Below are 18,222 nucleotides of genomic sequence, written 5' to 3' on the forward strand. Positions count from 1 at the left end.
CCGCTAGTCAAGAGGGTCGGCAGCGCAATTCTCCGAGCCGGGCGCGCCCGTCTTCGCCGCGCCACAGGCATCCTTCAGCAAATCGATCTCGACGTGTACGCTCGGTATCCGAACCATGCGATTGTGACTGGGGTCACACCCGTCGTCCGACTGCACCCGCCTGCTGGGCGGGCCGTCCCGTTGGAGTTTCCATGGCGCTCGTTCCCCCTCCAGTTCCTACGCGGGAAGGCGTGCGCGAGCACACCTGCCGCAACCGCCCCGCCGTGGACCCCGGATCCGTCACTTCGGAGACATGATGAGCGCACCGAACCGATTCGACGAGTTGCAGCATCGCGTCGCGGACCTCGCACCGGTCTTTCGCGAGCCGCTGGACTCGCCCTACGAGATCTCGAACGCGTTGTTCGCCGCCCTCCGACACGTTCTGCACGACGTGGGCGGCCAGCCGGACACTCCGGTCGAGTACCGGGAGAAGGAGGAAGAGGCCTGGGAGATGAGCACGTACGTCACCTGCGAATGCCTCGGCTGGCGCGGCGTATGGAACTCCGAGGAACGCAGGCGAGCGGAGAACGACCTCGGCGCGACGCTGTACTTCGGTCTCCCCTACTACGCGCGCTGGGCGACCGTCGCGGCGAAGACATTGGTCGCCAAGGGATTGATCACCCCCGACGAACTGTCGGCCAAGCTGGACGAAGTACGCGCACGAATGGAGGCGCGCACATGAGCAGGAGATACCGGATCGGCGACCGTGTGCGCGTCCGCGACGCCACGTCGATGTTCCACACCCGCACCCAGGCCTACACCCGCGGGCGCATCGGTGTCGTCGTCGAGTACCGGCCGGAGTGGATCATCCCGGAGGACGAGGCATGGGGACGGGACGACGGTCGCGTCGAGCCGTTCTACGTCGTGCGATTCCGCCAGAAGGATTTATGGCCCAAATACACCGGCTTCGACGTCGACACCCTGGAGACGGAGGTCTCCGAGCGCTGGCTCGAGCCCGCGGAGGAGGATGCCCAGTGAGCCGGACCCACGATCACGACGCGCACGCGCCGATCCGGACCAGCGAAGAGATCAGCGAATTCGAGGTGCTCGAGACGGCGGTGCGGGAACTCGCCATCGAGAAGGGGCTGTTCTCCCAGGAAGACCACCGCAGGTTCGCGGAGTGGGCCGAATCGGTGGGTCCGCACGGCGGATCGAAGCTGGTCGCCAAGGCGTGGACCGACCCCGAGTTCAAAGCCCGCCTGCTCGCCGACGGCACCGAGACGTGCAAGGAGATCGGCATCGACTGGCGCGATCCGACCGGATCGGGGACGCCGAGCGACTACACCTACTTCTACGTGCTGGAGAACACGCCCGAGGTGCACAACGTCATCGTGTGCACGCTGTGCTCGTGCTATCCGCGACCGGTGCTCGGGATGTCCCCGGACTGGTATCGCACGCCCAACTACCGTCGCCGCCTGGTGCGCTGGCCCCGGGAAGTGCTCGCCGAATTCGGCTTGCACTTCCCGCCCGACGTCGAGATCCGCGTGCACGACTCCAACCAGAAGTCGCGGTTCATGGTGATGCCGATGCGCCCCGAGGGCACCGAGGGCTGGACCGAGGAACAGCTGGCCGCCATCGTCACCCGGGACACGATGATCGGCGTGGCGCTGCCCCAGGCCGACTGGACCGCACAGCAACCACCGAACCGAGTCGAAGCCGCCGCCGAGAAGGAGGGACGCCCGTGACGAGCGGTCCGTACGAAGTCCTGCTGGAGACCTTGGACCCCGCGTCGCACCGGGAGACCTCGCTGCCCGAGCTCGACGGCAAACCCGACCCGTGGGAGTCCAGCATGCAGGCCACGTGCGAATGCCTCTCGTGGCGCGGCGCGTTCGACAACCTGGAACGCCGCCACGCCGAGGACACGCTGGGCGAGACGATCTATCGCGACTTCCCGGTACGCACCCGATCGGTCGTCGTCACGGCGCACACCCTGATGGATCGCGGCGTGATCAGCCCGAACGAATTGCGCGCCCGCATGGACGCCGTCCGGGAGCGATTCCACCGGCAGTAGCGCCTTCGGAACCAGCCCGTTGGCCGGCACACGCTCGCTCGCAGCCGACGAACCGAGGAACTGGAGCGCGCAGCCGAAAGGGTCCGGAACCAGGTGGTTTCGGGCCGTTTCGCTGAGCTGATCCACCCGTGGCCCGCACCGCAGGCCGGACGCGCAGGGGCGGAAGCCCCGTCTCCCGGCGACCCTGGGAGACGCGGCGAGCGGTAGGCGTCTTTCTACTTCGTCGGCGCCGGGTTGAACGGCTGGTTGATCGTGGTGAAGTACTGGGAGGCCGCCAGGATCGCTACGGGCGCGGTCACCAGCAGCTGCCCGACCAAGGTCCCCAGCGCTCCGATGGCGAGAATGCCGCCCACGCAACCCACCGCCGCGGCAGGCAGGAACGCGCCGAACAGGCCGACGATCGCGGCCGAGGCCACCGTCGCGCCCGCGATGCCGCCCAGGACGCAGCCGACGGCTCCGCCGGTGAGGCCGCCGACGAGGGTGCCGATCGTGGCGCCCGCGGCGATGGTGGATGTCATCCGGCTCCAGGCCGCGACCTCGCGGTCGTACGGGGTCTTCCAGGGAGCGGAGTCCTCGTAAGGCAGTGCCACCGGTCGGTAGACGGCGTGGCCGAGGTCGAATCGCGGCGTCAGGGTGGCGGTGTGACCGGCGATGTCCGCGGTGATCGGAAAGACGAAATCGTCCACCCGAAACGACAATTCGGTGCCCGCGAGCACCGTGCCGTCGGCCGCGGTGATCTTGAATACGCCGTCGTCGGCGGTGAGCGAACCGCCGTCGGTGGTGACGGTGACCGCCTGCGGGGTGGTGGCGGCGGTGTAGTTCACCGCCTCGTCGCCCGCTGCGGGAGCCGCCTGGGCGAGATTCACGGCGGTCGTGGTCGCGGCGACGGCAAGCGCCGTCGACACAAGTATCTTCTTCATTTCGATCCTTGTTCGGAGTGAATTGACTTACGAGGGGTCCGAATCGGTGGTCACGGGCAGCAGCACGGTGACCACCGGAAAAACGAGGGCGCTGCACACCGAGCACAGCGCTCCGACCGCCCAGAAGGGCGAATCGGCCTGCAGCAGTGCGGCTGCCGCCGCGGTGCCCGCCATCATCCCGCCGTACTGCAGCGAGGAATTCAGCGCCAGCACCGTGCCGCGGGCCTGCGGCCGCAGGGTGCCCGCCAGCGTCGTCAGCGCCGACTGGCCCAGTCCCACCGCGCCGCCCCAGACCACTTGGACCGCGACGGCCGCCACCAGCGACCCGGTGGACAGCGAGAACGCGAGGACCGAGGCCGCCGCCACCAGCGTGGCCACCGCGACGACCCGGCGGCCGCCGACGGCATCGGCCAGCCGCCCGCCGCAGACATTCCCGGCGACGCTCATCGCGCCGCCGCCCGCCAGCGCCAGACCAACTGCGCCCGTGGACAATCCGAAGTTGTCGGCGTAGAAGAGCCCGGCATTGGCGAACATCCCCTGCAGGCCCGCGGTCCACAAGAACGTGCACAGCAGGGTGTACACCACCGCCGCATCGCCCAGCGCCGCGCGGATCGGCGCGTCACCGGCCGCCGCCGTAGGCGCACCGCCCGGCACCAGCCTCGCGAGCGGTCCGAGCAGCGCCGCGGCGGCGATGCCGATGCCCCAGAACGTCCAGTGCCACGACACCGCGCCGGCGAGGAACGCCCCCGCGGGCACGCCGGCCACCGACGCGCCCATCATCGCGCCCACGATCACGCCGATCGCGGCGCCGCGCCGCCGCGGCTGCACCTGCCCAGAGACATGGGCCAGGATCGCGGGCACCAGCATCGCCGCGCCGACGCCCGAGAGCACTCGAAAGCCCAGCAATACAATGAAATTCGTGCCGAATCCGGTCGCCGCGGTGCCGGCCGCGAAGACGGCCAGCCCGAGCGTCATCAGCCGCGTCCGGCCCCACCGATCCGACAGCGGCCCGAAGACCGGACCCGCGACCAGATAGGCCAGGGCGTACGCGGTGACCAGCAGTCCGCCCACCCGCGGCGGTGCGCCCACCTCGTGGGTGATCCGCGGTGCGAGCGGGGAGACGACCAGCGCGTCCAGCCCGACGAGACAGGCACAGGTGGCCAGCACGGTCAGCCAACGCCATTGCGGGACGGCGCGGGCCCGGGAGCCGGCCGCCGAGGTCACCACCGGGCCGGCAGCGTCTTCGGTCGCAGGGTCAGCAGTCCACTGGACCATTCGACGTCATCCGGCGGCACGGCCAGCTGTAATTCCGGCAGCCGCCGCGCGAGGGTCGCCAGCCCGATCTCGAGTTCGAGCCGTGCCAGGCCCGCACCCGGGCAGAAGTGGCTGCCGTGCCCGAACGCCACATGTTTGACATCCTCGCGGAACAGATCGAGCCGGTCCGGATCGTGAACGTGGCGGGTGTCGCGCCCCGCGGCATGCATGATCGGGATGACGCCCTCGCCCTTGCGCACCGCGACGCCGCCCACCTCGAGATCATCGGTGGCGATGCGCAGGAAGCCGATCTCCGAGGGCGGCGCGTAGCGCAGCAGTTCGTCCACCGCGTGCCGCACCACCTCCCGGTCATCGACGCGCGCGACCAGCGAGGCCCACTGATCCTGGTGCCGCAGTATTTGATACGTCGCGCGACTGAGCGCGCTCACCGTGGTGTCGTGCCCTGCGACCAGCAGATTGACTGTCAGCCAGACCAATTCCTGCTCCGAGAGGCGGTCCCCGTCGTCGCGCGCGGTGATGAGGTCCGACAGCAGGTCCTCGCCCGGCGCGCCGCGGCGCTCGGCCAGTAGCGAGACGACATAGGCCGCGGACTCGTCCCTGGCCCGCAGCCGCTCGTCGGCGGTGTGGGCGGTGATGCTGACCAGATGATCGGTCCAGCGCTGGATGTCGGCCCGGCGCTCCCGCGACGCGCCGAGCAGATCGGTGATCACCCAGATCGGCAGCAGGGCCGCGAAGTCGTGGTGCAGATCGGCCGGACGCGGACCCGCTTCGAGGGCGTCGACGAGTTCGTCGGCGATCTCCTGGATCCGCGGCCGCTTCTGTTCGGCGCGTTTGGGTGTGAAGGCCGGCGAGATCAGCCGCCGCAGCCGCCGGTGGTCGGCGCCGTCCTGGCTGAGCAGATTGAAGGGATTGTCCCCGAAGTCGGGGCCCTTGATCACGCGCGGGGCTCCCGGCTCCCGCAGGGCCGCGCGGGACAGTCGCGAATCCGAGAGCGCCGCAACGACTTCGTCGTATCCAGTGACCGCCCAGGCGGTGTCGCCACTGGGCATGCGGACCCGCACGACCGGGCACTGCGCGCGGAGTTCGGAGAAGCGTTCCGGCGGCTCGCCGAGTGGGCCGAGCGGAAAGGGATAGGAGTCGAGATCTTCTTCGACGATTTCAGTCATCGGGATATTTCCTTCCAGAGCCGAAGGAGGGTGAGGGAAACCGAATCGGACACGATTCGAAAGTTTCAAAACTCTCGAACTAAACGATAGCAGCCGAGGCCCCCGCCAACAAGACGGAAACTCGGCGCCGCGGTCGTCAGCCCGCTTGTGAGGTGATGGCCACACTCGGCCGCAGATAGACGATCGCCTGCGCCCGAGTGCGCACCGATAACTTGCGCAGGATATTCGACACGTGGAATTTCACGGTCTTGTAGCTGACGTGCAGAACTTGAGCGATTTCGCTGTTGGACAATCCGTCGGCCACCAGGATCAGGATTTCCAGCTCGCGCTGGGTCAACGTGTCCAGAGCGGTGACCGACCGGGTCGAGGCCGCGGGCAGATAGGGCACCGTCGCTTCGAGCACGAGCCGGGTGATCGAGGGCGACAGCAGCGCCTCACCGCGGATCACGCTGTCCACCGCGTTCACCAGATCGACGGCACTGGAACGCCGTGAGACCAGGCCACGGACGCCGGCCTGCAGATATCGCAGCAGCAGTTCGCTGTCGGTGCCGTCCGACACCACCACCACACCGACACCGCGGTCGGGACGGATGCCGGTGAACCGGGCGGCCAGCGCGGGCCCGTCCCAGCCTGGGTTGGCACAGTGGTCGAGCACGACCACATCCGCCTTGCCCGCCGCGACCATGTTCAACGCCGCCTGGCTGTTGGTCGCAGGCCCGACCCAGCCGAGGTCGGGCATGCCACGCAGAATAGAAACCAGTCCGCTGCGCATGATCTGCTCCCCGCAGACCACCACTACTCGAGCCGCCGCCGTGTTCCGTCCGGCATCTTCGCCGAATTCGCCGGTCTCGTGATTTGCGCCTAACAACTTCATCTGCGCCCCGCAAGCTTCTGTAGTTATAGGTGGGTCCCGATTGTTGAGAATCCGACGACCTTCCCGATAACGCGAAATCGAAAGACGGTTACCGGCAAGATCGATATCTGTCAAACTAACACAGGCCCACGTGTGCGGCAACAGGTGCGCACTCCTACTAAAAATTCCGTCGCTATTAATGATCTCCGAGAATATTAATCTTGTTCGAGGATTCGACGATCGTCCCACAACCGCCGCCCGCCTCATCGCGGGGCCAGCTCGCGCACCGTGCGCCACACCGCGGCCGGCCCACCGGCCAGCAACTCCGGTGATGACTGGAGCATCACGACCGGCGTGTCGACGCCCGCGTCGACGTAGCGCTGAATCTGCTCGCGGCACCGCGCCGTATTGCCGTGGATGAGAATACCGTCCACGACCTGGTCCGGGATCGCCGCCGCGGCCCGCAGTGGATCGCCGCTGTCGACGTACTTGTTCACCAGGGCAACCACTTCGGCGCGGCCGAGCCATTCGTGGAAGGCGCGGTAGGACGGGCGGGTGAACAGGTGCGCGAGCATCCGGCGCCCGGCCGCGCGGGCGTATTCGACGTCCTCGGTCGGGCACACGAAGATGCGTGCCACCAGTTCACCGCGGCCCCGGTCCTCGCCCAGGGCTCGCACGACGGTCGGAATGTCCTCGGCCGCGAGGAAATTCGTGATCGATCCGGCCCCCTCACGGAAGCCGAGCCGCAGCATCCGCGTGCGCAGCGCGCCGACCATGATCCGCGGCGGTTCCGCGGCCGGATAGCCCAGTTGGAAGCCCTCGAAGTCGATGGTGTCGAACGGACCCGTCACGACGCCGTGGGTGAAGACCTGCCGCAGGAAGCGGACCGTGTCACGCACCCGGCGGTAGGGCTCGGCCATGGGGACACCGTTCATTCCGGTGACCAGCTGCGGGCCCGAGGAGCCGACGCCGATGACCACCCGGCCGGGCGCGAGATCGGCCAGCGCCGAAGCGGTTTGGGCGATCACGGCGGGACCGCGCGTGTAGACCGGCACCACCGCCGTCCCCAGCCGAAGGCTCGGCGACCCCCAGGCCGCGGCCAGCACCAGCGGGGTGAAGGCGTCCACGCCGGCGAACTCGCCGGTCCACGCGTCGGTGTAACCGAGGTCGGCCAATTGCTCCAAGATCACGCGATGGTCGGGCAGCGAAACCAGCGGCAACGGCAGCGTGATTCCGTATCGGGGCATGAGAAACCAACCTCCCACATCATTGTCATCGGGGCGCTATCCGGGCACCGCGCTGTTGTAATGCGTTGGCCCGCAACTAAGTTCGATAGTTGTACATCTATCGAACTAAAGCTACTATTCTCGATGTCGGCTTGGCAAGTACCGGGCCGGATCATTCCGGATTCCCGGTACGCGATAAAGGCAGGAATCACCTCATGTCGGAAATCAAAATCGAAATCGATGCGACCGAGGCCGGGTTCGATCCCGCGCGGCTGCGGCGCTTCGACGACTACCTCGACCGGCTCGTCGACGCGGGCCGCATGGCGGGCTGGGTCGGGATCATCGCCCGCGACGGCAAGGTCGTGCACGTCGGCACCGGTGGACATCGCGACGCCGAGGCCGAACTGCCGATGGCGACCGATTCGCTGTTCCGGGCGTGGTCGCTGACCAAGCCGTTCACCTCGGTCGCGGCGATGGCGCTGTACGAGGAGGGCGCGTTCGGGCTCAACGACCCCGTCAGCGACTACATCCCCTCGCTCGCCGGCGTCCGCGTCTACAAACGGCTCGGCGGCGGCAACCTGGAGACCGAGCCGGCCCGCGAACCCATCCGCATCTGGCATCTGCTCACCCACACCGCGGGATTCACCTACGGTTTCCACCACTCCCATCCGGTGGACGAGCTGTACGTCCAGCGCGGCTTCGAGTGGAGCGCTCCGCCCGGCATCGATCTGGCCACCGCCGTGGACACCTGGGCCACGCTGCCGCTGCTGTTCGAGCCGGGCACCGCATGGAATTACGGGGTGAGCACCGACGTCCTGGGCCGACTCCTCGAGGTGGTGTCGGGACAGTCGCTCGACCGCGTGTTCGCCGAGCGGGTGCTGGATCCGCTCGGCCTGCACGACACCAAGTTCTGGATCGAGCCCGAGGAGGTCGACCGGCTGGCGGCGATCTACATGGCCGATCCGGCGACGGGGCGTGCGGTGCGCAACGACGTGCTCGCGGGCGGCGATCCGACGCAGCGGCCGAGCTGGCTGTCCGGCAGCGCGGGCCTGATCACCTCCGCCGCCGATTTTCATCACTTCCTGCAAATGCTGTTGCACAACGGCGCCTGGAACGGCGGGCGCGTGCTGTCGCCGCAGACGGTGAGATACATGACCACCAACCAGCTCCCGGGCGGCGCGGACCTGGGCGCGATCGGGCGCCCGGTGCTGCCCGCGCTCACCACCCTGGACGGCCTCGGTTTCGGCTTCGGCTTCTTGACCGCCGAGAATCCGGCCGCCACCAAGGTCATCGCGACGCCCGGCGAATTCTCCTGGTATTCCGCCACGAGTACCTATTTCTTCGTCGATCCGGTCAAGCGCATCACCGCGATGGCGTTCCCGCAGCTGTTCCCGTCCAAGGCGCTGCCGCTGTATTCGCGGCTGCGCCAGCTCGTGCACGCCGCGGTGGTCGACTAGCGCCGATCGCGAGCGGGGCGCCGGTCGCGATCGGCGTCCCGCCGCGGCTGCTGGCTTGTTCATGCGACCACTTCCGTTGCTGCGCGAGCGTTCCGCCCAATGCTGCTCGGAGCGCGGCGAACTGTCTTCGGCCGCGGGCCCGGTATCCCGCACGAGGCATCAGCCCTCGGTCCGGTCGGCGGACCTGGACCTTGGACCGGTATCGGACGAGAAAACGACTATGATCGAAATATCGATCGGGCACGAACGCAGCGGAAGGCGGCCATCATGGCGCGAGTAGTGAACCAGCCGGCTCGCGACGACCTGGAACTCACCGCCATCTTCCACGCGCTGAGTGATCCGGCCCGGCTGGCGATGGTCTGCGAGCTGGCCGCGCGGATCGACGAGATGTCGTGCAGCGAACTGAACCCCGACCTGACGAAGTCCACCCTGTCGCATCACCTGAAGGTCCTGCGCGAGGCCGGGCTCACCGCGACCCGCGTCGACGGCGTGCGCCGCATGGTCTCGCTGCGCGCCGCCGATCTCGACGCCCGCTTCCCCGGCCTGCTCGACACGGTGGTGCGCAGCGCCGCCGCGCCGGTCCCCGCGCGGGCCTGATCTCCCGAAAGCCGCACCGGCACCGGCTCTTCCGTTGACGAGCGGCATGCCGCCTGTCACCATGTGGTCATGATTTCGATAATCTTCGAAATCTAGTACTACTACTCAAGGCAGGTGCCTCATGGTTTCCTCGACCACCGCTGCCCGCGACGAATCCGATGTCGGCAGCCGTCGGCTGCTGATCGTGGGATCGATCTGCGCGGCCCTCGTCGGGCTCGACGCGCTGATCGTCGCGCCGCTGGCGCCCACCATCACCAGGGACACGCACGCCTCGGTGGATTCGGCGGGACTGCTCGTCACCACCTACGCCCTGGTCTACGCGGTGACCGGGCCCTTGTTCGGCCCGGTGTCGGACCGGTGGGGGCGGCGCAACGTCATCATCACCGGGCTCACGATCTTCAGCATCGGCACCGCGTTGACCGGCATAGGCTCGAATTTCGCCGTGCTGCTGGTGTTTCGCGGCCTGGCCGGGCTCGGCGCGGCGATGATGGTGCCGAGCATCTTCGCCGCGGTCGCCGATGTCGTCGCGCCGGAGCGGCGCGGGCGCGCCATCGGCATCATCATGGGCGCGCTCACCGGCTCGTCGCTGATCGGCGTGCCCGTCGGATCCTTCGCCGCGGACGCCTTCAGCTGGCGGGTGTCCTTCTGGGCCATCGCCGTGCTCGCCGCGCTGGCATTGGCCGTCGTGCCGCTTACCCTGCCGCGCATCCCGGTCGCCGCGACCCAGGCCGCGGTGCATCCGCTGCGCGCGTACGTGGACAAGTTCCGCGCCGCGTTCAGCAATCCGTCCGTGTTGTTCGTGCTGCTGTCGACGTTCTTCTGGACCGCTGGAAACCAGGGCATGTGGGCCAATGTCGGCGTCTACTTCACAACCAATTTCGACCTGTCCACCACGGCGATCGGATTGGTGCTGCTGGTGATCAGCGCCGTTGGCGTCTGCGGGAACTTCCTCGGCGGGCGGCTCACCGACCGGTTCGGCAAGCGTGTGGTGATCGCGGCCGCGGGCCTGGGGGTGGCGGTGGCGCTGATCGCCTTCTCCAGCCTCGACGGTGCGCTGGTCGTGCCGGTCATCGTCGCGGCGCTGTGGGTGCTGGCGTTCAATATCGGCGCCTCCTCGATCACCACGCTGGTCAGCGAGTTGGCGCCGGCGGCGCGCGGTACCGCGCTCGGCCTGAACTCCTCCGCGTTGTACGCCGGGTCGACGGTCGGCACCTCCGCCTCGGTGGCGGTGCTGTCGGGCACGCACAGCTTCGTCTGGCTCGGCATCACCTGCGCCGTTTCCTGCCTGCTGGTCTTCCCGATCGTGCTGGGCCTGGTCCACGAGCAGGCCGCCGAGGCGGTGGCGTGAGCCGCCTCGGCGGTCGCGGCGAAAGGTAGAATCGGCCCGGTGCGCGCACTCCAGCATCCCTCCATCGAATCGGTGAGCCTGCCCACCCTGCTGCATGCCCTGTCCGACCCGGTGCGGCTGGAGATCGTGGCAAGGCTGCGGCAGGAGGAGGCGATCACCTGCGGCGGATTCGACGTCCCGGTGAGCATGTCCACGCTCTCGCACCATCTCAAGGTGCTCCGGATGGCCGGTCTGCTGCGGGTGATCCAGGAGGGCAGCTACCGTCGCAACGAATTGCGTTACGACGAGGTCGAGGCCCGCTTCCCGGGAGTGCTCAGCTCGATTCTGCACAACGCCCCCGCCCTCGTCCCGGCTACGAGCTGAAGGTCCGGGTGACCGGGCCGAAGGTCGAGGTGACCCCGGCTGCGGAGCCGCAGCCGGCGATGTCGGCGGTCAGGTAAAGCCCCGCGCCGTCGACATGGTCGCCGAGGAATTCACCGTCGGTCACCGTGCCGGAGATGACGATCAGGGTTTGCCCGGCGGGCCGGTTGACGTAGACGGTGCGGAACTCGAAGGTGCTGTGCTGTCCGTTGTTCCAGTCGATCCGCGAGGTGCCGGTCCCGGCGGCAGGTCCGCACCCGATCGTCGCGGGCCCGCCCGCGTGGGTGGTGCCTCCGGTGATGGTCGGATCGCTGGAGACACACGAGCCGAACACCGCGTCGGTGACGATCCGCACCGGCCGGGGCATATCGGTGATGCCCGGCGAGTAGCTCACCGTACTCGTTCCCGCACAGGCGATATGGGTGGTGGTGGCCCGCGCGGGCGACGCGGGCCACAGGGCGGTCGCGGCGGCCACCGTGGTCACCGCGGCGGCCGTCAGGACGAACGTCCTCACAGGTCGGCTCCTTCCGTGGCGGCGGCCGCCGGAGCGACGGTCATCCCGGCGCTCGATGGCGACGGCGTATCCGATTGCGAAGCAGCCTGTTTCGCCGCCGCGGGTGCGGGGATCACCACAGCGGCAGTGACACGGCGGCGGGGGCGGCTCCATCGCCGCACGATCGCATTCTCGAAGCCGGAGTACAGCCCCCAGGCGATCAGGGTGTCCAGCACCAGGAATCCGAGGATGACCAGGATCGCCGCTGGTGTCGCCCAGGCCTGCTGGATGCCGAACAACTGATGGCGATAGTGCAGGACGAGCTCGTGGATCATGTAGAACGCGAACGAGATGTCCCCGAGCCAGACCACGAAGCGCCACCGCCACGGCGAGAATGTGCCGCGCACGTCGGCGGTCGCGGCGGCCAGGATGAGCAGCGCCGTCGGGATCACGCCGACCGCGACCAGCGCCCACATGTACGGCGCCCAGAGCTGGACCACGAGCCCCGCGACGACCAGCAGCGAGGCCGGGGCGAGCGTCAGCGGCGCGCGGCGCCCCGACAGCAGCAGCTTCGCCAGCAGGATGCCCAGCAGGAAGTCCAGCACGCGCACCGGCGGGAAGAGGTAGAGGAACCAGAACTGGTACACCGGGACATCGGTGGCGAACGGCACCCGCGGCTGATCCGGCAGCAACAGCGCGAAGAACGGCAGCAGCACGATGGTCGCGAGCACGCCGATCGTCGCCGCCCACAGCCGTTCCGGGCGGATTCGCTCGACCGCGGCGAGCAGCCAGGGGAACAGCAGGTAGAACAGCGCCTCGCAGCACAGCGACCAGGCGACGGTGTTCATGCTGGCGAAGTTCTGCACGACCGGCACCCAGGTGTGCACCAGCAGCAGGTTCGGGATCGCCACCCCGGCGGTGACCGACTTGCCGGCCCAGATCAACAGCCCGAAGGCGATGGCCCAGGTCAGGACGTGGTTGGGATAGATCTTCACCAACCGCCGCCGCCAGAACGCGCGCTTGGTGTCGCCCGGCCGCGCGGACCAGGTCAGGACGAAACCGCTGAGGACGAAGAAGAACCCGACGCCGGTCCAGCCCTCGCGTTTCAGCAGAAACGACGCGGCGTGCTGGGCGTCGGGATCGGTGAAGAATCCTTCCAGCGAGATATGCGTGAAGAACACCAGAAGTGCCGCGGCGAACCGCATTCCGGTGAGCGTGTGCAAACGGGTGGATCGGGGCGCTATCGGCGCTTCGGTCACGGGAACCCTCCTGAGCAGACCGAGCGGAAAGAAGACCCGTTCAGTGTCCGAAGAGGGCATACCGGACGTCTTCGGTCAACGGACCGGTTCGGATGCCGGTCTCCCGGCCGGTCATCCGGCGGGTACCTGGACCGCGGACCCGGCCAGCACGGCCGCCAGCCGGGGACCGAAGCGCTCGGCCAGCAGGGCATCGCCCGCGGCGTCGGGGTGCAGGCCGTCGATCGTGAGCCCGGCGTCGGCGGCCCCGAACAGCTCGTCGCCGGGAACCAGATGCAGGTTGCCGTCGCCGAGGCCCTGGAGGACCCGGACCACGTTCTCCACGAGTTCGCGCACGCCGGACAGCGTGAGCTCATGCGGATTCGGCTCATGTTCGCGCTCTACCCACACCGGCGGGGAGAAGACGACCACCGGCACGTCGGGGTGGGCGTCGCGGATGGTCTCCAGGAATCCGGCCGCCAGCCCGCCGAGCGAGCGTTCGGTGAACGGGCCGCGGATGTAGAGGTTGGGTCCGAGTTCGACGGAGATCAGGTCGGCGGGCCTGCTCGCGATCGTCCGCGCCACGAACGGGTCCAGATAGGCCTGCGCGGCGAATCCGAGATCCAGCAGCCGCCAGCCGTAGCGCCGCGCGATGCGGGCGGGCCAGGTCTCGCTGGGCGAGGCGGTGACCAGGCATTGGGTGATCGAGCTGCCGTAGGTGATCCAGCGCGGGCCGGTCGCGGGCGCGGGCTCGATGGTGGCCGATGCGGCGACCGAGATCGGGCCGACCTGGGTGATCGCGCCGCGATGCGGAAGCCACAGCTGCACTTCCGACCGCTCTCCCGGCAGCCGGACGATCAGTTCCTCGGCGCCGGCGCCGACCGGAAGGCTTTGCGACAGTTCCCCGTTCACGAAAACGTCCACGGCGCGCGGGCGCGGCGTCCACACCGGCGTGGAGCGCAGGCTCAACGACAGTTCGGGCGCGTCGGTCACGACGCCGATGCGCACACCGGTCGGAACCACGGCGTGTTCGGTCAGTTCCGGCGAGAACGCCGTGGCCAGCCGGCGCGGCGGCAGCCGCCAAGGCTGGCGCCAGCCATCGGATTCGGTCACATCGACGACGCCGTCCCAGCCGGTGGGTATGTATGCTGTCGTTCGCTCGGTCATGACTTCGATTGTTATCGAAATCTAGATCAAAAGCCAGACCTCGCGGCGTGCGGTCATCGATCGACCGCGGCCTGCGCCGATTGCGCCGAATCCGGCTGTGCCACCACCACAGTGGGCGTCCTGGCGCGATCCAGGCGCAGCGCGAGCGCGGCGGCGCCCACGATCAGCACCAGATGCACCCAGAGGACCGCCTCGACGGCCGTGGCGTACTCGCCGCGCCCGGGTTCGCTACCCGCCACGGCGAAGAACAGCGTCCCGAGCACGGCGAGTCCGACCGCGCCCGAGAACTGCTGGGTGGTGTTCACGACTCCGGAGGCGCTGCCCGCTTGGTGCGGCTCGACGGTCGCCACCGTGACGCCGAGCGCGGCGGGCAGGATGAGCATATTGCCGAAGCCGAGCAGCGCGTTGCCGATGACGACCCAGCCGAGCCAGATGTGCCCGCCGAACCCGTGCAATGCCACGCCGAGCGCGATCAGTGTCACGATGTCGATGCCGCAGCCGAGCACGATCGCGCGAGCCTGCCCGTGCGCGGCGATCACCCGCCTGCCGACCATCGGCGCAGGCACGACCAGAGCCCCGCGGGCGGCGAACGCCAGCCCGGCATGTAAGGCGCTGAGCCCGAAGCCTTCCTGCAGCAGCAGTGTCACCGCGAAGATGCCGCTGGTGAACGTCGCCATGAACGCGACGTTGATCAGGATGCCGAACACGGTCGACCGCCGCCGGAAGAAATCGAGGTCGATGAGCGGGTCGCCGCCCGCGGCCGCCAGGCGGCGCTCGTAGGCCAGCACCGCGAGCAGGCACGGCACGGCCGCGACCAGGCAGACCCAGGTCCACAGCGGCCAGCCCTGTTCGCGCCCGAACGACAGCGGCGCCAGCGCGAGCGCCAGGGCGGCCGTGATTCCGATCAGGCCCACCGGATCCAGCCCGGGCCTGCGATCGAGAGTGCGCGCGGGAAGCACCCGCACGGCGACGGCCAGCATCACCGCTCCCACCGGCAGATTGAGGAAGAACACGGTGCGCCAACCCCATCCGGCGACATCCGCCGAGATGAGCAGTCCACCGAGCACCTGCCCGACCACCCCGCTGGCCCCCGCGGTCACGCCGAACCAGGCCAGCGCCCGGGTCCGGTCCCCCGCGTCGAAATTGGCCATGATGGTGGCCAGCACCTGCGGGACCATGGCCGCCGCCGTGAGGCCCTGCAGGATCCGGGCGCCGACCAGTTCCACCGGCGACTGCGCGAGCCCGCACAGCATCGAAGCGACGGTGAAGCCGGCCATGCCGATCAGGAACAGCCTGCGGTAGGTGTAGAGGTCGCCGAGCCTGCCCCCGGTGATCAGACCGGCGGCATAGGCGAAGATGTAACCGCTGACGACGAGTTCGAGCGCCGCCGGTCCCGCGTGCAGCTCGCCGCGGATCGCGGGCAGCGCGATGTTGACCACGTTCGTGTCGAATCCGGACATGAACGTCGCCGCGAGCACGACGGGTAGCAGCAGCGGCGACCGCCGCGGGTTCGGGGGCGTCACAATGCCTCCTGGAAGTCGTTGGAGGTCCAGTCTTTCGAGTCCGCGAGTCGCTGTCTTCGGCCCGCGGCCCAGGATCGGGTCGGGACCGGGGACCGTAGGGCCTGCGCCGGTTCATGCCCGCGGCCCCGTGTAATCCGGCAGCACGGGCACGGCCGCGAGGAGTTCGCGGGTGTACTCCTCGCGCGGCGTCGTGAACAACTCGTCGGCCGGACCCGATTCGACCACTCGGCCCGCGCGCATCACCACGATCTCGTCGCTCAGGTGGTGCACCACGCCCAGATCGTGCGAGATGAAGATCAGCGCGACACCCAGTTCGCGGCGCACCCGCAAGAGCAGGTCCAGGATCTGCGCCTGAATCGAGACGTCCAGCGCCGAGACCGGTTCGTCGCAGACGATCAGATCCGGGCCCGGCGCCAGCGCCCGCGCGATGGCGACACGCTGCTGCTGACCGCCGGACAGGTCGAGGGGGCGGCGCGAAAGGACCGAATCGGGTAATCCCACCGCGGCCAGCAGGTGGCGGGCCCGGCCCTGCCGGTCGGCGCGCCGGACCTTTCCCGCCTCCAGCGCCTCGTCCAGCACCCGGCGAACGGTGAACCGCGGGTCGAACGAGCCCAGCGCATCTTGGAAGATGGCCTGCAGGCGCACCCCCGGGGTAACGGTGACCGTACCGCCGTCCAGCTTTTCCAGGCCGAGCAGCGCCCGCGCGAGAGTGCTCTTGCCCGAACCGGATTCGCCCACCACGCCGACGACTTGGCCGCGCGCGACCGAGAGGTCGACCCCGTCCAGCGCCGCGAACGGCGCACCGTCGGGATCGCGGAACACGCGGCGAGCATCCAGCACACGCGCCAGCGCGCCCTTGGGCCGGGGCGTGCGCGGCGCGGGAAGCTGTGCCGCCAGATCGAATTCGGCCGGCGACAGGCGTGCGCCGCGGGTGTGCGCCGACGGCACCGCGGCCAGCAGCAGGCGGGTGTAGTCGTGTGAGGGGTTGGTGAGCACCTCGGCTGTCGGCCCCTGTTCGACGATGCGGCCGTCGCGCATCAGCGCGATCCGATCGGCGACCTCGGCTACGGCCGCCAGGTCGTGGCTGATGAGCAGCAGTCCGGTGCCCGCGTCGCGGATCTCGCGCAGCAGGGCGAGGATCCGGCGCTGCACCGAGGCGTCGAGGGCGGTGGTGGGTTCGTCGGCGATCAGGAACTGCGGCTCGGCTGCCAGCGCGGTCGCGATCAGCGCCCGTTGCCGCAGCCCACCGGAGAGTTCGTGCGGATACTGCCGCAAGCGGCTGCGCGCGTCCGGAATCCCGACGCGGGTGAGCAACTGCTCCGAACGGTTCGTGACCTCCGCCGCCGCCACCGTGCGGTGGATCCGCAGCGCCTCGCGCAGTTCCTGATCGATGCGCCGCAGCGGGTCCAGGGATCCCAGCGCGTTCTGCGCCACGTAACCGACCGTGGCGCCGCGAACCCGGCGCCACCGGCGCTGCGACCAGCCACGGCCGTCCTGCCCGGCGATCCGCAACCGCTCCGCCCGCACCCAGCCGTCTCGTTGGGTCAGCCCGATCAGCGCTCGCGCGGCGACGCTCTTGCCCGAACCGGATTCGCCCACCAAGGCCACGCATTCCCCGGCCTCGATCGTCAACGAGATCCCGTGCACCACCTCGGTGCGACCGAAACCCGCTGTCAAATCGGTGATTTCCAATGCTGTCATCGCGCCACCCTGCCCTCCGAGAGTCCTTGCCAGAAACGGGCCAGGACCGTGATCGACACCACCGCGGCGACCACGAACAGACCCGGGAAGACGCCGAGCCACCAGGCGCGGCTGAGCAGATTGCGGGACTCGGCCAGCATCGAACCCCATTCGGGCGTGGGCGGCACGGCGCCGAGCCCGAGGAAGCTCAGGCCCGCCCCCGCGATGATGCCGGTGCCGACGCCCAGCGGCGCGAGCACCAGCAGCGGCGCCAGCGCGTTGGGCAGGATGTGGCGCACCGTGATGCGCCATCGGCTCTGGCCGAGGGTGCGCGCCGCCTCCACGTAACCGCTGATCCGTACCACCAGGCCCTGCGAGCGGACCAGGCGGGCGTAGTACGGCGTCGCCGCCAGCCCGATCGCCAGTGCGGAGTTGCGCGCGCCGGGCCCGGAAACCGCGATCAGCACGAGCGCCGATAGCAGCCCGGGAAAGGCGAGCAGAATCTCGGTCAGCCGCATCAGCACCGCGTCGATCAGCTTCGACGGACCCGAGGCCAGCAGACCCACGACCGATCCCAGCGCGACCGCGATCGCGGTCGCGGCGACGCCGATACCGAGAGAGGTGCGAGCGGCGTAGATGGTCCGGGAGTACACGTCGCGGCCGAGCCGGTCGGTGCCGAACGGATGGGACGGGCTCGGCGGATGCAGCGCGACCCGCCAGTCGTTCACGGCGGGGTCCACACCGGTGAGCAGATGCGGCGCCACCGCGGCCACCACGATGAACAGCAGGACGACGGCCGCGGGCCATACCGGCCACGGCACCGATCGGAACCGGACGGGCGACACGGTCCTGATGTTCGGGACGACGGTCAT

19 protein-coding genes are annotated in these 18,222 nt (G+C 69.1%); 8 read left to right on the plus strand and 11 right to left on the minus strand.

Translation table 11 applies throughout. The features are described 5' to 3' along the window. Nucleotides 1-295 precede the first annotated feature (295 nt). From ABZW96_RS32175 to ABZW96_RS32190, 4 genes are read left to right on the plus strand one after another with little or no spacing between them, the layout of a single operon-like run. Nucleotides 296-721 carry a hypothetical protein gene (locus ABZW96_RS32175; RefSeq protein WP_355079882.1) on the plus strand — a complete coding sequence of 142 codons (426 nt, stop codon included), beginning with the start codon at nt 296-298 and terminating at the stop codon, nt 719-721. Further along, the gene (locus ABZW96_RS32180) at nt 718-1,017 is read left to right on the plus strand and encodes an SH3-like domain-containing protein (RefSeq protein ID WP_355079883.1); all 300 of its coding nucleotides are present in this window, start codon (nt 718-720) and stop codon (nt 1,015-1,017) included. The genes ABZW96_RS32175 and ABZW96_RS32180 overlap by 4 nt, the downstream gene beginning before the upstream one ends. Further along, nucleotides 1,014-1,724 carry a thiocyanate hydrolase subunit gamma gene (gene scnC, locus ABZW96_RS32185; RefSeq protein ID WP_355079885.1) on the plus strand — a complete coding sequence of 237 codons (711 nt, stop codon included), beginning with the start codon at nt 1,014-1,016 and terminating at the stop codon, nt 1,722-1,724. The genes ABZW96_RS32180 and scnC overlap by 4 nt, the downstream gene beginning before the upstream one ends. Continuing rightward, on the plus strand, nt 1,721-2,050 hold the full coding sequence (locus ABZW96_RS32190; protein ID WP_355079887.1) for a ScnB: 330 nt from the start codon (nt 1,721-1,723) through the stop codon (nt 2,048-2,050). Before scnC ends, ABZW96_RS32190 begins: the two co-directional genes overlap by 4 nt. A gap of 215 nt (nt 2,051-2,265) precedes the next feature. On the opposite strand, the gene ABZW96_RS32195 is transcribed toward ABZW96_RS32190, so the two are convergent. The 5 genes from ABZW96_RS32195 to ABZW96_RS32215 all read right to left on the minus strand — a co-directional run bounded on the left by ABZW96_RS32195 (nt 2,266) and on the right by ABZW96_RS32215 (nt 7,511). Further along, nucleotides 2,266-2,976 carry a hypothetical protein gene (locus ABZW96_RS32195; RefSeq protein WP_355079969.1) on the minus strand — a complete coding sequence of 237 codons (711 nt, stop codon included), beginning with the start codon at nt 2,974-2,976 and terminating at the stop codon, nt 2,266-2,268. A 21-nt stretch (nt 2,977-2,997) separates the two neighbouring features. Next, nucleotides 2,998-4,197 (minus strand): MFS transporter, encoded by a 1,200-nt coding sequence (locus ABZW96_RS32200; protein ID WP_355079889.1) that lies wholly within the window; start codon nt 4,195-4,197, stop codon nt 2,998-3,000. Beyond that, nucleotides 4,191-5,411, minus strand: a complete 1,221-nt coding sequence (locus ABZW96_RS32205; RefSeq protein ID WP_355079891.1) for a cytochrome P450 — start codon at nt 5,409-5,411, stop codon at nt 4,191-4,193. The genes ABZW96_RS32200 and ABZW96_RS32205 overlap by 7 nt, the downstream gene beginning before the upstream one ends. A gap of 136 nt (nt 5,412-5,547) precedes the next feature. Then, nucleotides 5,548-6,426, minus strand: a complete 879-nt coding sequence (locus tag ABZW96_RS32210; RefSeq protein WP_355079893.1) for a response regulator transcription factor — start codon at nt 6,424-6,426, stop codon at nt 5,548-5,550. A gap of 101 nt (nt 6,427-6,527) precedes the next feature. Continuing rightward, nucleotides 6,528-7,511 carry an LLM class F420-dependent oxidoreductase gene (locus ABZW96_RS32215; RefSeq protein WP_355079895.1) on the minus strand — a complete coding sequence of 328 codons (984 nt, stop codon included), beginning with the start codon at nt 7,509-7,511 and terminating at the stop codon, nt 6,528-6,530. Nucleotides 7,512-7,705: 194 nt separating this feature from the next. Between ABZW96_RS32215 and ABZW96_RS32220 the strand changes: the two genes are divergently transcribed. From ABZW96_RS32220 to ABZW96_RS32235, 4 genes are all read left to right on the plus strand, one after another. Then, entirely contained in the window at nt 7,706-8,947 is a 1,242-nt protein-coding gene (locus ABZW96_RS32220) for a serine hydrolase domain-containing protein (protein ID WP_355079896.1), read from the plus strand. A gap of 267 nt (nt 8,948-9,214) precedes the next feature. Next, nucleotides 9,215-9,544 carry a metalloregulator ArsR/SmtB family transcription factor gene (locus ABZW96_RS32225; protein ID WP_355079898.1) on the plus strand — a complete coding sequence of 110 codons (330 nt, stop codon included), beginning with the start codon at nt 9,215-9,217 and terminating at the stop codon, nt 9,542-9,544. Nucleotides 9,545-9,665: 121 nt separating this feature from the next. Further along, complete coding sequence (locus tag ABZW96_RS32230) at nt 9,666-10,892, plus strand: MFS transporter (protein WP_355079900.1); 1,227 nt, start codon at nt 9,666-9,668, stop codon at nt 10,890-10,892. Nucleotides 10,893-10,931: 39 nt separating this feature from the next. Then, nucleotides 10,932-11,255, plus strand: a complete 324-nt coding sequence (locus ABZW96_RS32235; protein ID WP_355079902.1) for a metalloregulator ArsR/SmtB family transcription factor — start codon at nt 10,932-10,934, stop codon at nt 11,253-11,255. On the opposite strand, the gene ABZW96_RS32240 is transcribed toward ABZW96_RS32235, so the two are convergent. From ABZW96_RS32240 to ABZW96_RS32265, 6 genes are all read right to left on the minus strand, one after another. Then, the gene (locus ABZW96_RS32240; protein WP_355079904.1) at nt 11,245-11,766 is read right to left on the minus strand and encodes a hypothetical protein; all 522 of its coding nucleotides are present in this window, start codon (nt 11,764-11,766) and stop codon (nt 11,245-11,247) included. The two genes, ABZW96_RS32235 and ABZW96_RS32240, sit on opposite strands and share 11 nt — an antisense overlap. Next, a complete protein-coding gene (locus ABZW96_RS32245) occupies nt 11,763-13,004 on the minus strand; it encodes an acyltransferase (RefSeq protein ID WP_355079906.1) in 1,242 nt (413 codons plus the stop codon). The genes ABZW96_RS32240 and ABZW96_RS32245 overlap by 4 nt, the downstream gene beginning before the upstream one ends. A gap of 111 nt (nt 13,005-13,115) precedes the next feature. Next, nucleotides 13,116-14,147 carry an SGNH/GDSL hydrolase family protein gene (locus ABZW96_RS32250; protein WP_355079908.1) on the minus strand — a complete coding sequence of 344 codons (1,032 nt, stop codon included), beginning with the start codon at nt 14,145-14,147 and terminating at the stop codon, nt 13,116-13,118. Nucleotides 14,148-14,200: 53 nt separating this feature from the next. Beyond that, entirely contained in the window at nt 14,201-15,670 is a 1,470-nt protein-coding gene (locus tag ABZW96_RS32255; protein ID WP_355079910.1) for an MFS transporter, read from the minus strand. 111 nt (nt 15,671-15,781) lie between these two features. After that, a complete protein-coding gene (locus ABZW96_RS32260; RefSeq protein ID WP_355079912.1) occupies nt 15,782-17,371 on the minus strand; it encodes an ABC transporter ATP-binding protein in 1,590 nt (529 codons plus the stop codon). After that, entirely contained in the window at nt 17,368-18,222 is an 855-nt protein-coding gene (locus tag ABZW96_RS32265; protein ID WP_355079914.1) for an ABC transporter permease, read from the minus strand. The genes ABZW96_RS32260 and ABZW96_RS32265 overlap by 4 nt, the downstream gene beginning before the upstream one ends.

Source organism: Nocardia sp. NPDC004168 (genome assembly GCF_040610355.1).
GTDB classification, from domain to species: domain Bacteria; phylum Actinomycetota; class Actinomycetes; order Mycobacteriales; family Mycobacteriaceae; genus Nocardia; species Nocardia sichangensis.